16 protein-coding genes are annotated in these 15,014 nt (G+C 69.4%); 5 read left to right on the top strand and 11 right to left on the bottom strand.

The window, feature by feature from the left end:
- Positions 1-15: 15 nt before the first annotated feature.
- The 3 genes from AC3WXD_RS09190 to ggt all read right to left on the bottom strand — a co-directional run bounded on the left by AC3WXD_RS09190 (position 16) and on the right by ggt (position 3,965).
- On the bottom strand, positions 16-1,134 hold the full coding sequence (locus AC3WXD_RS09190) for a succinylglutamate desuccinylase/aspartoacylase family protein (protein ID WP_492323550.1): 1,119 nt from the start codon (positions 1,132-1,134) through the stop codon (positions 16-18).
- A 196-nt stretch (positions 1,135-1,330) separates the two neighbouring features.
- Positions 1,331-2,272, bottom strand: a complete 942-nt coding sequence (locus AC3WXD_RS09185) for a Bug family tripartite tricarboxylate transporter substrate binding protein (protein WP_020202293.1) — start codon at positions 2,270-2,272, stop codon at positions 1,331-1,333.
- Between the two features lie 100 nt (positions 2,273-2,372).
- Complete coding sequence (gene ggt, locus AC3WXD_RS09180; protein ID WP_020202292.1) at positions 2,373-3,965, bottom strand: gamma-glutamyltransferase; 1,593 nt, start codon at positions 3,963-3,965, stop codon at positions 2,373-2,375.
- Positions 3,966-4,301: 336 nt separating this feature from the next.
- On the opposite strand from ggt, the gene AC3WXD_RS09175 reads away from it, so the two are divergent.
- Together AC3WXD_RS09175 and AC3WXD_RS09170 are read left to right on the top strand one after the other, a co-directional pair.
- On the top strand, positions 4,302-4,952 hold the full coding sequence (locus AC3WXD_RS09175) for a GntR family transcriptional regulator (RefSeq protein ID WP_492323592.1): 651 nt from the start codon (positions 4,302-4,304) through the stop codon (positions 4,950-4,952).
- 41 nt (positions 4,953-4,993) lie between these two features.
- On the top strand, positions 4,994-5,155 hold the full coding sequence (locus AC3WXD_RS09170; protein WP_492323549.1) for a hypothetical protein: 162 nt from the start codon (positions 4,994-4,996) through the stop codon (positions 5,153-5,155).
- Positions 5,156-5,257: 102 nt separating this feature from the next.
- On the opposite strand, the gene AC3WXD_RS09165 is transcribed toward AC3WXD_RS09170, so the two are convergent.
- The 8 genes from AC3WXD_RS09165 to AC3WXD_RS09130 form a co-directional block, all read right to left on the bottom strand.
- Positions 5,258-6,418 carry a thiolase family protein gene (locus AC3WXD_RS09165; RefSeq protein WP_492323548.1) on the bottom strand — a complete coding sequence of 387 codons (1,161 nt, stop codon included), beginning with the start codon at positions 6,416-6,418 and terminating at the stop codon, positions 5,258-5,260.
- Complete coding sequence (locus AC3WXD_RS09160) at positions 6,415-6,795, bottom strand: Zn-ribbon domain-containing OB-fold protein (RefSeq protein WP_020202288.1); 381 nt, start codon at positions 6,793-6,795, stop codon at positions 6,415-6,417. The genes AC3WXD_RS09165 and AC3WXD_RS09160 overlap by 4 nt, the downstream gene beginning before the upstream one ends.
- Positions 6,792-7,256: a MaoC family dehydratase gene (locus AC3WXD_RS09155; protein ID WP_492323547.1), complete on the bottom strand. Its 465-nt coding sequence runs from the start codon at positions 7,254-7,256 to the stop codon at positions 6,792-6,794. Before AC3WXD_RS09155 ends, AC3WXD_RS09160 begins: the two co-directional genes overlap by 4 nt.
- A gap of 74 nt (positions 7,257-7,330) precedes the next feature.
- Positions 7,331-8,317: an NAD(P)H-dependent flavin oxidoreductase gene (locus tag AC3WXD_RS09150; RefSeq protein WP_020202286.1), complete on the bottom strand. Its 987-nt coding sequence runs from the start codon at positions 8,315-8,317 to the stop codon at positions 7,331-7,333.
- A 10-nt stretch (positions 8,318-8,327) separates the two neighbouring features.
- A complete protein-coding gene (locus AC3WXD_RS09145; RefSeq protein WP_020202285.1) occupies positions 8,328-9,026 on the bottom strand; it encodes a 3-oxoacid CoA-transferase subunit B in 699 nt (232 codons plus the stop codon).
- Positions 9,023-9,688, bottom strand: coding sequence for a 3-oxoacid CoA-transferase subunit A (locus AC3WXD_RS09140; protein ID WP_020202284.1), 666 nt, complete (start codon positions 9,686-9,688; stop codon positions 9,023-9,025). Before AC3WXD_RS09140 ends, AC3WXD_RS09145 begins: the two co-directional genes overlap by 4 nt.
- A 3-nt stretch (positions 9,689-9,691) precedes the next feature.
- On the bottom strand, positions 9,692-10,591 hold the full coding sequence (locus AC3WXD_RS09135; RefSeq protein WP_020202283.1) for an SDR family oxidoreductase: 900 nt from the start codon (positions 10,589-10,591) through the stop codon (positions 9,692-9,694).
- A 58-nt stretch (positions 10,592-10,649) separates the two neighbouring features.
- Positions 10,650-11,477 carry an enoyl-CoA hydratase-related protein gene (locus tag AC3WXD_RS09130; RefSeq protein ID WP_492323546.1) on the bottom strand — a complete coding sequence of 276 codons (828 nt, stop codon included), beginning with the start codon at positions 11,475-11,477 and terminating at the stop codon, positions 10,650-10,652.
- Between the two features lie 256 nt (positions 11,478-11,733).
- Between AC3WXD_RS09130 and AC3WXD_RS09125 the strand changes: the two genes are divergently transcribed.
- The 3 genes from AC3WXD_RS09125 (at position 11,734) to AC3WXD_RS09115 (ending at position 14,939) form a co-directional block, all read left to right on the top strand.
- Positions 11,734-12,543, top strand: coding sequence for an IclR family transcriptional regulator (locus AC3WXD_RS09125; RefSeq protein WP_020202281.1), 810 nt, complete (start codon positions 11,734-11,736; stop codon positions 12,541-12,543).
- Positions 12,544-12,753: 210 nt separating this feature from the next.
- Positions 12,754-13,737: a Bug family tripartite tricarboxylate transporter substrate binding protein gene (locus tag AC3WXD_RS09120; protein ID WP_020202280.1), complete on the top strand. Its 984-nt coding sequence runs from the start codon at positions 12,754-12,756 to the stop codon at positions 13,735-13,737.
- 443 nt (positions 13,738-14,180) lie between these two features.
- Complete coding sequence (locus AC3WXD_RS09115; protein ID WP_020202279.1) at positions 14,181-14,939, top strand: DeoR/GlpR family DNA-binding transcription regulator; 759 nt, start codon at positions 14,181-14,183, stop codon at positions 14,937-14,939.
- The last annotated feature ends 75 nt before the right edge of the window (positions 14,940-15,014 follow it).

Genomic DNA, 15,014 nt, shown 5'->3' with positions numbered 1-15,014 from the left:
AGAAGGACGAAGGGATCAGGCGCTCAGCAGGTAGCCGGAGCGGGCCGGCGCGTTGCCGGCCACGCGGGCCAGCGGATCGCCGTGCCGCGCGAAGCGGATGTCGCGGCCCATGAAGAACACGCCCGCCGTGCTCGCGGCGACCGGCGTGCGGCTGCCGCTGACCGGGTCGACGATGTCGAACAGGACCTGGCCCGCCTGCACCGCCGCGCCCGGCTCGGCGCGGAACACCACGATGCCGCTGACCGGCGCGGCGACGTATTCGCTGCCGGCCAGCGGCGTGGCCGGATGCGGCAGCGGCGGCAGCGGCGGCGCCGTGCCCGCGATCGCGCCGGCATGCGTCAGGTAGTTCAGGATCGCGGCGGCGTCCTGCTCCGCCAGTTGCCACGACACGTCGCGCTGGCCGCGGTGCTCCACCGTGGTGGCCAGGCTGCCGTGCGGGATCGGGAAGCGCGCGCCGAAGCGCTGCTGCAGCTGGTACCAGGTATAGCTGAAGGCTTCGTCGAAGGACTGGCCGCCGGCGTCCAGCGCCAGCAGGCTGGCTTTCGCGCCGAGGTAGCGGGCGAGCGGCTCCACTTCCGCCCAGATCGCCTCGCCGGTGTAGATGTGCATCGGCGACTCGCGCGAGCAGTGCAGGTCCAGCACCACGTCGGCATCGTGCGCCAGCAGCATCAGGGTCTGCTGCAGCGAGGCCATCGGATTGGCCGGCACGCTGGCGCGCAGGGCGTCGGCCATCGCGCGGCGGATCACCTGCACGTTGTGCGCGCCGTCGCTGCCCAGGCTGCCCTCCACCGCCGCCGCGATCGGCTCGTACAGCATCGGGAAGCCGCGGTTGAAGTTCTGCCCGCTGCCCAGGTCGAAGCGGCCGACCGGGCTGCCGAGCACGGTCTGCGCCAGGCCGGCGGGATTGGCCACCGGCACCAGCGTCACGGCCGCGCGCAGCGCGCCCGCCGCCTCCAGTTCCCGCAGCCGGTCCATCAGCACCACGGCCACGAGCATGCCGGGGATCTCGTCGGCGTGCAGCGCGGCCTGGATGTAGATTTTCTTCGGCGCGTCGGCGGGGCCGAAGCGGTGGCTGGTCAGATGGCAGGACATGCCGGGCGTGGCCGGCAGCAGCGGATGGGTGGTGGTTTGCATGGCGACAGTAAAACGGACGACGAAGGGCGGACAGCGCGCGCTGTCCGCCGGGGATGGAAGCGGTGAACCGGAGCAGGCAGGGCCGGCGCGGCGGCCGCGGCGTTGGCCGGAGTCAATCCGGCTGGACTGCGCGGACCGGACTACGCGGACTCGACTACTCAGGCCCGGTTATTCGGGCTCGGTTATTCGGGCTCGGTTACTCGGGCTCGATGCCGGCGCGCTTGACCAGCGCCTGCACGCGCGGAATCTCCTTCCTGAGGCGGGCATCGAAGTCGGCCACGCTGCCGGTGAGCGCCTCGGTGCCGATGTCGGCCAGCTTCTTCCTGACCTCGGGCTCGCTCATCACCTTGTTGATGGCGGCATTGAACTTCGCCACGATGTAGGCCGGCGTGTGCGGCGGCGCCACGATGCCGTTCCACGAGGTCGACTCGAAGCCCGGATAACCCTGCTCCGCCACGGTGGGCACGTCGGGCAGCGCCGGCAGGCGCTTCGCGCTCGTCACCGCCAGCGCGCGCAGCTTGCCCTGCCGGATCAGCGACAGCGTGGGGCCGACCGCGTCGAAGTACGTCATCAGCTCGCCGCCGAGCAGCGCCGGCACGGCCTGGTTGGCGCCCTTGTAGGGCACGTGCAGCATGTCGATGTGGGCTGCGCCCTTGAGCATCTCGCCCGACAGGTGCGCCAGCGAGCCGATGCCGTAGGAGCCGAAGGTGACTTCGCCCGGATGCGCCTTGGCGTAGCTGACCATCTGCGGCAGCGTCCTGAACGGCGCGCTCATGCTCGCCACCAGCACGTTGGGCGTGGCCGACAGCAGGCCGATGCGGGTGAAGGCATCCGGATCGTAGGCCAGCTTCTTCTGCGTGAAGCGGTTGGTGATCAGCGGCGCGAAGCCGCTCATCATCACCGAGTAGCCGTCGGGCGCCGACTGCAGCACGTTGATGCTGGCAATGGCGGCGGAGGCGCCCGGCTTGTTGTCGATGATGATCGACTGGCCGAGCTCCCGCTGGAACGCCGGCGCCAGCATGCGCGCGATGCCGTCGGCCGCGCCGCCCGGCGGGAACGGCACCACCAGGCGGATCGGCTGGGTGGGCCACGCCTTTTCCTTTTCCCCCTGCGCCATCACGGCCGTGGAGGAGAACAACAGACAAGCGCATAGCGCGGAAAGCAACGATTTCATGAGCGAACGTGCGAGTTGAGAAAAAAGGCGGCGTGGCTGCTTTCCGGTGGGCAGTCGGGCGCGCTCAGAGCCCGATGGCGCAGCCGTCCTTGCGGTGGTCCGACGCGCCGGTGAGCACGCCCTGCTCCCAGTCGATGCGGATCACCTGCGCCCCGCCGATCGGGCGGGTGCGCGGCGCGATCTCGAAGCCGCGGCGGCGCAGCTCGGCGACCACCTCGGCCGGCACGGTGCGCTCGATCTCGACCGCGTTGCTGCCCGGCGTGGGAAAGACCCGCGGCAGCGACACCGCGTCCTGCAGGTCCATGCCGTAGTCCAGCACCTTGGAGACCAGATGCGCGTGGCCCATCGCCTGGTAGTGTCCGCCCATCACGCCGAAGCTGAGCGCGGCGCGGCCGTCCTTGGTCGCCATGCCGGGGATGATGGTGTGCATGGGCCGCTTGCGCGGCGCGATGGCGTTGGGATGGCCGTCCAGCAGCGAGAAGCTCTGGGCGCGGTTGTGCAGCAGGATGCCGGTGGTCGGCGTCATGATGCCGCTGCCGAAGCCGTAGAAAATCGAATTGATGAAGCTGGCGCAGTTGCGGTCCTTGTCGACCACGCTGATGTAGACCGTGTCCAGGTGCTCGGGCATGCCGATCACCGGCGGCACGTCGCTGGCGCGCGCCAGGTCGATCTTCGCGCGCAGCGCGTCGGCGAACGCCGGCGACAGCAGCCGCTCCACGTCGACCGCGGTGAAGTCGGGGTCGCACAGCACCTCGTCGCGCGCCGCGTAGGCCAGGCGCGTGGCCTCGATCTCGCGGTGCAGGCGGTCGGCCGAGAGCGGGTCGCCGTCGGCGGGGAAGCCGGCCAGGATGTTCAGGATCAGCAGCGCGATCACGCCCTGTCCGTTGGGCGGGCATTCGTGGATGTCGTAGCCGCGGAACTGCGTCTTGATCGGCGTGACGTAGCTGCCGCGGTATTCGGCGAAGTCCGCCTCGGTATGGAAGCCGCCCAGCGATTGCAGGTACCGCACCATCTCCTCGGCGACCGGGCCGGCGTAGAAGCCGTCGCGGCCCTTCTGCCCGATCAGCCGCAGCGTGGCGGCCAGTTCCGGCTGGCGGTGCACGCTGCCCGGCAGCGGCGCGCTGCCGCCCGGCAGCATCACGCGCGCGGCGTGCTCGTTGCGCTTGAGCAGCGGCTCGGCCAGGGTCCAGTCGCGCGACACGCGCGGGGTGATCGCGTAGCCCTCTTCCGCGTGGCGGATGGCCGGGCGCAGCACCTCGGCCAGCGGCAGGCTGCCGTGGTCGCGGATCAAGCGGTCCCAGGCGTCGATGGCGCCCGGCACGGTGATGCCGTGCGGGGTGGGACGCAGCAGCGAGGTCACGCCGCGCTCGCGCAGCGCCGCGGGGCTGATGCCCGAGGGCGCCCAGCCGCTGCCGTTGTAGGCCACCACGTCCGCGCCGCCGTTCCTGGCGTAGAGCGCGAAGCAGTCGCCGCCGATGCCGGTGGAGCCCGGCTCGACCACGCATTGCACCGCGCAGGCGGCCACCGCCGCGTCCATGGCGTTGCCGCCGGCGTCCAGCACCTGCGCCGCCGCCAGCGTGGCGGCCGGATGCGAGGTCGCCACCATGCCGTTGCGGGCCATGACGGACGAGCGCCCGGGGCTTTCGAAGTCGCGCATTCTCATTTGGATATTTGGGTAGAACGTCTTGGGAAAGGAGTTTTTCGAGGGGGCCGGTCACGCACGCAGCACTGAATCAAATATCCAATGTGCAGGCACCGCCGGCCTTCTTGGCCAGATACCTGGGTAGATATTGTGGATCTATGCGGTTCTGTCTTGCTGTTTTCACAAATTGGATCCAATATACAATGACGTTGTGCAAAAAACAAGCCGCAGCCGCGCCACAAAATCAGAGACAATGCCGAGCACGTCATGACTAGCCACTTTTCCCGTATGTCCGCGCCTTCTTCCTCCCCTTCCTCATCCACGGCCGACGGCCCTGGCGGCGCCCGCCTGGTGCGCGCCACCGCGGTGGAAATGGTGGCGGCCGACCTGCGCCAGCGCATCCTCTCGGGCAAGCTCGCGCCGGGCTCGGCGCTGCGCCAGGAAGCGCTCGCGGAAGAACTGGGCGTGAGCCGCATCCCGCTGCGCGAGGCGATCCGCCTGCTCAGCTCCGAAGGCCTGGTGAATCTGCAGCCGCACCGCGGCGCCTACGTGGCGCAGTTGTCGGTGGACGAAGTGCAGGAGTTCTTCGAACTGCGCGTGCAGCTCGAGCCGTGGCTGCTGCGCCTGGCCGTGCCGCAGCTGCAGGCCGCGGACCTCGCGCGCGCCGAGGCGCTGGTGAATGAAATGGACAGCGCTCCCGCCGACGCCTGGAGCCGCCTCAACTGGCAGCTGCACGAAACGCTGTACCGGCCGGCCAACCGGCCGTTCGCGCTGAACATCGTGCGCACGCTGCACGAGAAGTCCGAGCGCTACCTCAACTTCCGCGTGGTCAGCGTGCCGCAGCGCCTGCAGGCGCGCCAGGAACACATGGAGCTGATCCGCCTGAGCCGCGCCGGCCAGACCGAGGCGGCGGCCACGGCAATGAAGCGGCACATCGGCAGCAGCGTCATGGAAGTGATCACGGTGGCGCGCGACCAGATCGACGACGCGGGCGGCGGCTGACGCGCCGCGCTCCCTCCGGCCCCCTCACCCCGCCGGCCCCGGTGGCGGGGTACGACAACCGCGGCGGCTTTAGCCAAACGGACTTCCCGCGCGCGGCCGAAGGCCTGCCGCTCGCCGCGTTCGACGCCGGCTCGCTGTTCGGCGGCGCGGAGCATGGCTACACCGACTATCCCGCCGCCGAGGAAGCCGCCGCGCAGGCGTGAGGGCCGGGCGCGCGCGGTTGCGGGCGACATCGGAATCGGAAGGCCTTCCGCCCACCCGCGCGCATGGGTGAGCGGAAGGGCCATAGCCATGCCCCGGAGAAACTACACCGTGTGCGCCGCCCCCAGAATGACGGTGTTCTGCGACGACAGCACGCCGCCGTTTCCGTGCGCGAGCGCGATCTCCGCGCCGGCCGCCTGGCGCGCGCCGCATTCGCCGCGCAGTTGCCGCACCGCCTCGATCAGCAGGAACATGCCGTACATGCCCGGATGGCAGTAGGACAGCCCGCCGCCGTTGGTATTGACCGGGAACGTGCCGCCCGGGGCAATGCGGCCGCCGCTGACGAACGCGCCGCCTTCGCCCTTGGCGCAGAAGCCGAGGTCTTCCATGAACAGGATCGTGTTGATCGTGAAGGCGTCGTACACCAGCGCCACGTCGACGTCCGCCGGGCGCAGGCCCGCCATCGCGTAGGCGATCTCGCCCGCGCGCCGCGCGCCGCTGTGCGTCAGGTCGGGCATGCTGGAGATGCTGTGATGCGTGGTGACGGTGCCGGCGCCCAGCACATACACGGGCGGGCGGCGCATGCCGCGCGCGCGCTCGGCCGACGTCACCACGATGGCGCCGCCGCCATCGGTGACGAGGCAGCAATCGCGAATGGTCAGCGGGTAGCTCACCATGCGCGCGCCCAGCACCTCCTCCACCGTGAGCGGCTTCTTTTCCCAGGCCACCGGGTTCAGCAGCGCCCATTGCCGCGCGGCGACCGCCACCTCCGCCAGTTGCTCGCGCGTGGTGCCGAACTCGTGCATGTGGCGCGCCGCCGCCAGCGCATAGGCCGTCGGCGGCATGAACGGCTTGAACGGCGATTCGTACGGATTGGGCTCGGCCGCGCTGGTGTTCTTGCGGCCGAGCGAGCGCTGCGTGCTGCCGTAGGCGATGACGGCAACCTTGCAGGCGCCGGCGGCGATCGCCAGTTGCGCGTGCGCCAGGTGCAGCATGAACGACGAGCCGCCGGTCGACGTGGAGTCCACGTAGGCTTCGGGCAACCCCAGGTACTCCGCCAGCGCCAGGCCGGACAGCCGGCTCTGCGACGTCGCGCAGAAAAGCCCGTCGACGTCGGACAGGGCCAGCCCGCAGTCGTCCAGCGCGCGCCGCACGGCCTGCGCCATCAGGTCGATCGGGGTGTATCCCGGGCCGACTTCGCCCAGGTCGGATTCGGCGGCGCCCACGATGGCCGCGCTGCCGCGCTTGATGAGGGAGGATGTCATGCCACGGTCACCGGATGGAAAACAGGATAGGGATCGTCGCCATTCGCGTGGACCTGGAACGATACGCGCATGCCGATCGCCACCGCGCCGGCGGGCATCTGCTCGACGCGGCTCATCAGCCGGAAGCCTTCGTCGCAGTCGATCAGCGCCACGTTGTACGGCGCGCCGTCGCGCGGGTAGACCACGGTCGTGCTGTAGACCGTGCCCAGGCCCTTGCTCACGCGCCATTGCAGGTCGGTGCTGCCGGTGTACGGGCACAGCACGCGGGGATAGAACACCGCGCGGTCCGCGGCCGGGCTGAACTGGTAGGCAAGCCGGCCCTCGCGCAGGTGGCCGAGGTAGACCTCGTATGGGGATTGGGCGGCAGGGGCCATCATGCCCCCCGGGCGTAGATGACCGACACGGTTTCCGCGACCAGCGCGGGGCGCTCCACGCCCTCGATCTCCATCCGGTTGCCGAACGTCAGCCGCGCGCCGCCGTCGATGGCCTCGTACTTCTCGAGCGTGCGGTGCAGCCGGATGCGCGCGCCGCACTGCACCGGCGCGGTGAAGCGGACCTTGTTCGAACCGTAGTTGATGCCGCGCGAGCGCTGGCGGATGCGCAGGATGTTGCCGCCCATGTACGTGACCAGCGACAGCGTCAGCATGCCATGCGCGATGGTCTTGCCGCCGGGCAGTTCCCGGCGCGCCCGCTCCACGTCCACGTGGATCCAGTTCTCGTCTCCCGACACGCGGGCGAACGCATCGATGCGCTCCTGGTCCACCGTCAGCCAGTCGCTGCTGCCCAGCGGCTTGCCCACATACTGCGCCATGTCCTCGGGTGTTTCTACTTCCAGCATTGCAGTCTCCTTGAAAGATCGGTCGGTGAGTGGGTCTCGCCGTTGCTCCGTTGCGCCGTTACTCCACTACGCCGCTACGCCGCGCGCAGCGGGACGCCGGCCAGCCCGGCCAGCCGGTCGGCGATCAGCGCCTCGGCCTGCCGGATGATGCGGCCCACCAGCTCCGCGCAGGTGGGGATGTCCTCGATCAGCGCCTGCACCAGGCCCACGGTCCAGATGCCCTCCTCCACGTCGCCGTTCTCGTAGACGCCGCGGCCGCGCACGCCGGCCACCTTGGGGGCGATCTCCTGGATGGTGGCGCCGGCGCGCTCCATCGCGATGACGCTCTCGGACAGCGCGGTGCGCGCCACCCGGCTGCTGTTCTTCAGGCTGCGCAGGATCAGGCAGGTGTCGCGCTCGCTGTTGGCCACGATGGCCTGCTTGATGCGGTCGTGGATCGGCGCCTCGCGGGTGCACATGAAGCGCGTGCCCATGTTGATGCCCTCGGCGCCCAGCGCCAGCGCCGCCACCAGCCCGCGCGCATCGCCGAATCCGCCGGAGGCGATGACCGGGATGTCGAGCTGCGCCACCGCGGCCGGGATCAGGATCAGGCCCGGGATGTCTTCCTCGCCGACGTGCCCGGCGCACTCGAAGCCGTCGATGCTGACGGCATCCACCCCCATCTGCTGCGCCTTGAGCGCATGCCGCGCGGTGGTGCACTTGTGGATCACCTTGATGCCCGCCCGCTTGAACGCGGGCAGGTGCTGCGAGGGATTGTTGCCGGCGGTCTCGACGATCGTCACGCCGGCATCGATGATGGCGTCGCGATAGGCGTCGTAGGGCACCGGCTTGAGCGTCGGCAGGAAGGTCAGGTTCACGCCGAAGGGCTTGTCCGTCATGGTCCGCGTGCGCGCGATCTCGGCCGACAGCGCCTCGGGCGAGGGCTGCGTCAGCGCCGTCAGGATGCCCAGCGCGCCGGCGTTGGAGACCGCCGCCACCAGCTCCGCCCGGCCGACCCACTGCATGCCGCCCTGCACGATCGGGTGCTCGATGCCGAGCAGTTTCGTAATCGCTGTTTTCATGGTGACTCGATCAACGTTCAGTGTGGCCGGCGTCCGGCGCGTAGGGTCCGCAGTCCGGCGCCAGGGTCAGCGGGGCCGCGGTCGATTGCTGCAAGGTGGCGAAGTCGAGGCCGCGCGCCATGCGCCGCACCACCAGGCCGCGCGGCGTGACGTCGATCACGGCCAGGTCGGTGTAGATCCGGTCCACGCAGCGCGCGGCGGTCAGGGGATAGGTGCAGGCGTCCAGGATGCGCGGCTTGCCGTCCTTCGTGCAGTGCTCCATCAGCACCCACACCTGGGCGGCGCCGCAGGCGAGGTCCATCGCGCCGCCCACGCCCGGAATCTGTCCGGGCAGGCCCGTGGACCAGTTGGCGAGATCGCCGTTGGCCGCGACCTGGAACGCGCCCAGGCAGGCGATGTCGATATGTCCGCCGCGCACCATCAGGAAGGAGTCGCTGTGGCTGAACACCGACGCGCCCGGCAGCAGCGTGATGAATTCCTTGCCGGCATTGAGCACGTCCTCGTCTTCCTCGCCGGGCGCGGCCTTCGGTCCCAGCCCCAGCAGGCCCTGCTCGCTGTGGAACAGCAGTTCGCGGCCGGCGGGCACGTAGTCGGCCATCAGCGTCGGCAGGCCGATGCCGAGGTTCACGCAACTGCCGTCGGGGATATCGCCGGCGGCCACGCGCGCCATGTCCTCGCGGCTCAGCCCTTTGCTCAGTCCTTTGCTCATTTCGCCTCCACGAGCCGGTCGATGAAGATGCCGGGCGTCACCACGTGCTCCGGGTCCAGCTCGCCCAGTTCGACGAACTCGCTCACCTGCGCCACGGCAAGCCTGGCGGCCCCCGCCATGACCGGGTTGTTGATGCGGGCGCCGCGGTGATAGACCAGGTTGCCCCAGCGGTCGCCGCGCTGCGCCTTGATCAGCGCCACGTCGCCGGTGATCGGCTCCTCCAGCACGTACAGCTCGCCGCGGATCTCGCGCGTCTCCTTGCCCCGGGCCAGTTCGGTGCCGGCGGCCGTGCGCGTGAAGAAGCCGCCGATGCCGGCCGCGCCGGCGCGGATGCGCTCGGCCAGCGTGCCCTGCGGCACCAGTTCCAGCTCGATGCGGCCGGCGTGGTAGAGCTCGTCGAAGATGGTCTTTCCGGTCAGCCCGCGCGGGAACGAGCACACGATCTTGCGGATGCGGCCAGCCCGCATCAGGTCCCCCACGATGTCGGTGCCGATGGTCGCGTTGTTGGCCACGATGGTCAGGTCGCGCACCCCCAGCTCCAGCACGCCCTCCATCAGCCGGGTGGGCCGGCCCGACGTGCCGAAGCCGCCGACCAGCAGCACCGCGCCGTCGCGGATCCCCGCGATGGCGTCGGCTACGTTCTTGCAGCGCTTATCGATCATTGCTCAGTCCAGGTCGTTGCCTTTCATGTCGGCATTGCGGCGCGCGCGCGCGGCCAGGTCGCTCAGGACCGGCCCGATCTTGCCGGCATCGTCCACCGGCTCGGCCGACGGCCCGCGGTGCCAGCCTTCCAGCGCGGCCAGATGGCCGCCGCCGACCTCGAACACGCGCCCCGTCACCGCGCCGCTGTCGGCGCCGGCCAGCCACACCACCACGGGCGCGATCCAGCGCGGATGGCGCGCGGCGATCTCCTCGGGCGTGCGCTCGCGCAGGCCTTCGGTCATGCGGGTCTGGGCATGCGGGCAGATGGCATTGACGGTGACGCCATAGCGCTTGAGCTCGCGCGCGCCGATGACGGTCAGCGCCGCGACGCCGGCCTTGGCCGCGCCGTAGTTGGTCTGCCCGATGTTGCCGAACAGGCCCGACGACGACGTCGTGTTGATGATGCGGCCGTTGACCGGCTCGCCCGTGGCCTTCTGCGTGGCGCGCCAGTAGACCGCGGCATGGTGCGACGGCGCGAAGGTGCCTTTCAGGTGGACGTTCACCACGGCATCCCATTCGCCCTCTTCCATGTTGACCATGGTGCGGTCGCGCAGGATGCCGGCGTTGTTGACGAGCGCATCGAGCCGGCCGAAATGCTCGACCGCATGCGCGATCAGGCGCCGCGCGCCTTCCCAGTCGGCGATGTTGTCGCCGTTGGCCACGGCCTGGCCGCCGGCATGGACGATCTCGTCGACCACCGCCTGCGCCGCGGACATGTCCTGGCCGATGCCCTCGCGGGAACTGCCGAGGTCGTTGACGACCACCCTGGCGCCATGCGCGGCCAGATGCAACGCGTATTCGCGTCCGATTCCACGGGCGGCGCCCGTCACGATCACGACGCGGTCCTGACAAACCTTGCTCATCGATGTCATCCTGAAAAAGATGGGGAAAAATGGAAGAAACTGCCCTGCCCTGCCCGGCTCACGCGGGTGTCGCGCCGCCGCCCTCCGCGCCCTCCACGCCCGTCGCCGCCCGGCGTCGGGCCGCGCGCGCGCGCACCGCGTCGCGGTGCTCGGGCGTCTCGGTGCAGCGCACGTGGCGCCATGCCTCGGCATCCAGCACTTCGCCGAGCGTGGCGCCCAGCGCGTCATTGAGGTTGCGCTTCATGTAGCCGACCGCCGTGCGCGAATGGCTTGCGCAATGCCTGGCGATGGCCATGACCACGGCTTCGAGCTGCTCCGCGGCGACTTTCTGGTTGAGCAGGCCCAGTACGGCGGCCTGGCCGGCGTCGAGCAGCGGCGAGCAGAGATAGAGTTCGCGGGCGCGCGCCGCGCCCACGATGCGCGGCAGGAAATAGTGGCCGCCAAAATCGCCGGGCACGCCGACGTCGATGAAGCCGGTCTTGAGCCGCGCGGTGTCGTCGCCGATGCGCATGTCGCAGGCCAGCGCGATCGACAGCCCCGCGCCGACGGCCGCGCCGCGGATCATGGCCAGCGTCAGCTTGGGCATCTCGTGCAGCAGTTCGCAGATCTCGGCGCGCCGGCGCAGCCGGTTCGCGCGGGCCTCGAACGACAGGGTCTCGGCCGCCGATGCGTCGGCCATGCGCGCCACGTCGCCGCCGGCGCAGAACGCGCCGCCGGCGCCCGTGAGCACCACGGCGCCGATCGCATCGTCCGCCGCCGCCAGGGACAACTGCTCGCGCAGGTTTTCGTACAACTGTGGGCTCAGCGCATTGCGCCGTTCGGGGCGGTTGAGCGTCAGGGTCAGTACGCCGTCCTGACGCACCGCAAGCAGGTGTGTGTCTTCCATTGCCGTGTGCCGCGCCTTGCTGCAGCGCAGCGTGTCTCCAGTCTTGTCTTGTCCGGCCAGGCGTCTCGTCGACCGCCTCGCCTCCGGGCGGTCATCCGCGATGCGCCGCTGCCGGAGCGAAGAATGACAGCAAGCGCGAGCGGGCCGCCATATGAAGTCCAAAATATGGACTTCATGAGTCCAGGCCATATACAGCCTGGCCAAGACGATGGACGATACGGTCCACATAATGAGAACCGCTCGGAATGAAAATGCCATGAGCCCGTCCAAGCCCAATGTCCTGGCCAGCGCCGCCGCCGGCACGCAGACCCTGCATCGCGCGGTGGCGCTGCTGCGGCTGATCACGGCCAACAACCGCGGCGGCATCCGCCTGGTGGACCTGTACCGGCGCGTCGGCATCGAGCGGCCCACCGCGCACCGGATCCTGCAGGGCATGATCGCCGAGCAGCTGATCCGGCAGGACGAGACCACCAAGCGCTACTACCTCGGCCCGCTGCTCTACGAGATGGGCCTCGCGGCCGCGCCCAAGCTCTCGCTGCGGGACATCTGCAAGCCCTACCTGCAATCCATCGCGGACCAGACCGGGGATACCGTCTTCATGACCGTGCGCTCCGGCTTCGACAACGTCTGCGTGGCGCGCGCCGATGGCAACTTCCCGATCAAGCTGTTCATCCTCGACGTGGGACGGCACCGGCCCCTGAACATCGGCGCGACCGGGCTGGCGCTGCTCAGCGCGCTGCCCGACGAGGAGGTCGACCGCATCTGCAAGGTGAACGTGGCGCGCACCCAGCGCAAGAATCCGCGCTACTCGCTGGCGGCATTGCAGGCGAGCATCGCGGAGACGCGCCGGCGCGGCTATGCCACGAACAAGGTGTTCGACTCGCCCGCGGTGATGTCCGTCGGCATGGTCATCCGCTATCCCGACGGCACGCCCGCGGCGGCGATCAGCGTGTCGACGCTGGCCACCCGGCTGGGCAAGGAGCGGACCGAAACCGTGGTGAACTGCCTCGGCGACGCCATCCGTTCGATCGAGGACGAACTGGCGAATCTCACCAAGCTCTATTGACCTCTGTTGACGCGACGCAGCGACGCCGCTCCGCGGGCAACGCGATAGTTCAAGTAGTGGACCTGAAACTGCCCGCGTCATGTGCAAAAGACAGTCGCAGGTACTTAGACTGTTTGCCGTACCTGCGATGCCTCGACACGGCAGTGGTGACGAGGCACCGCACGGGAATACACCTAACTAATCGTGCCAACGAAGGCACAGGAGGAAGACATGTTCTGCTTTCATCGTCTGGGGCTGCGCGCCGCCGCGGCATTGATCGTCGGCCTGGGTATCGCGACGTCGGCGCAGGCCGAGTTCCCCGACCGCCCGATCCAGTTCGTCTCGCCCTACGCGGCCGGCGGCGCCAACGACTTTCTGACGCGCCTGATGGCCCAGCACATGGGCGACGAACTGAAGACCACCATCGTCGTCGACAACCGCGCCGGCGCCAACGGCGTGGTCGGCGCCAGCTTCGTTGCCAAGGCCCAGCCCGACGGCTATACGGTCCTCATGGGCAATAGCGCGACGCACGGCACCAACCCCACGTTGTATCCCGACGTGACCTATGACCCGGTGAAGGACTTCGCCCCCATCGGCATGGTGGGCTCGGTGCCCATCGTGCTGGCGGTCAACGCCAAGCTCAACGTCAGGACCGTGGCCGAACTGATCGCCTACGGCAAGGCCAATCCGTCCAAACTGTCGTACGGCAGCAGCGGCATCGGCGGCACCGGCCACCTCGCCGGCGAGGCATTCAACGCGGCGGCGGGACTCGACATGGTCCACGTGCCCTACAAGGGCGACGCCCCCGCCGCGGCCGACGCGATGGGCGGCCAGGTCTCGATGGCCTTCGTCGGCGTAGCCTCGGCGGCGTCGATGCTGCAGTCGGGCAAGATCCGCATCCTCGCGGTGGCCAGCCCGAAGCGCAGCAGCTCGCTGCCCGACGTCCCCACGCTGGAAGAGGCCGGCTTCAAGGGCCTGTACTTCGCGCAGTGGTATGCGCTGTTCACGCGCGCGGGAACGCCCGCGGCCACCATCGAAAAACTCAACGGCGCACTCAAGCTGGCGCTGGCGCGCAGCGACGTCAAGAAGGCGATGGCATCGCAAGGCGCCGACGCGGCCTACACCACGCCGGCGGCGCTCAACACGTTCTATCGGTCCGAAGTGAAGCGCTTCGGGGAGATCATCCACCGGCTGAACATCAAGGCGACGAACTGAGGACGCCGCCCCCCGCCGCATAACCGCCGCATAACCGCCGCATGACTGCCACGTGACCGCCACAGACGCGGGCACGCGGCATTTCCCCGCGACCCGCACGCGCGCACCCGGCCAGGCCGGCCGATCCGCGCGGCCCGCCCGGAGCCGTCGCCATCCGGGTGCCGACGCACCGCTTCGATACGCAAGCCTGTCCGCCTGAAGATACGGCCAGACAGCGGGATGCAGGCCCCGTGAGCGCCTGAACGCCGTCATCGCCGATGACGGCGAACCCGGCGCCTTCCTCTTCCGCACGACCTCCCCGCGACCCTGTCCGCCCGCCGACAGCGCACCGGAAACGCGCCGGAAGCGGCCAAAACTATCCACGCTTTCGCCGCCGATATCATTTTGCCGTCACATTCGGCGGGTAAATTTTCATTCGAACACAAATCTTGAGCGAATGAACAATGAGCCTGAGCCGCCGACAACGGGACATCCTCGACTGGCTGCACGAAGTCGACCAACTGAGCACCGAACAACTGGCCAGCCGCTTCAACGTGAGCAGCCAGACGATCCGGCGCGACATCAACGATCTCGATGAGCAAGGCCTGGTCAGGCGCGTGCACGGCGGGCTGAGCCTGCCGACGAACCAGCACAACCAGAGTTTCCTGCAGAGAAGCAATGTCCAGATCGAGCGCAAGCGCCGCATCGCGCAGGCGGCCGTCGGCCTCATGCAGGACGACGCGACGATCTTTCTTGGCTATGGCACCACGGTGGCGGAATTCGCGCGCGCCCTGCCGCCGGACCGGCCGCTGCGCGTGGTGACGAACAACATCGATGCCGTGCGGGCCCTGGCCGACAAACCCGAGATAGAGACCTGGGTGGCCGGCGGCAAGCTGCGGCCGGCCGACCGCGACGTGATGGGGAGCACCACGCTCGACTTCCTGCGCAAGTTCCGCGCGCACTTCGCGATCTGCGGCGTGGGCGCCGTGAGCGCCGACGGCACGCTCTACGAATTCCAGCCGGACGAAGCCGAGCTGTCGCAGGTCCTCCTCACGCACAGCCACCGCAGGCTGCTGCTTGCCGACAGCAGCAAGTTCCTGCGCGAGGCGCCCTGCCGGGTGGCGCGGCTCGAGCAGGTCGACCACTTCTTCACCGATGCCGACGCCTCCGCCGAACTGCAGGCGCTCTGCGAGCGCGCGGGCGTGGAGACGCACCTTTGCTGAACGCCCTCGCGGCGTCGAAAACACCCCATGAAGCGTACCGGAACACCTTTTCCCTCGCAGCCGAGCCTGCTCCAG

Source organism: Cupriavidus sp. FW216-B1, assembly GCF_058789195.1.
Note: the sequence above shows the minus strand (reverse complement) of the source record. Positions and strands in the feature narration are given on the sequence as shown.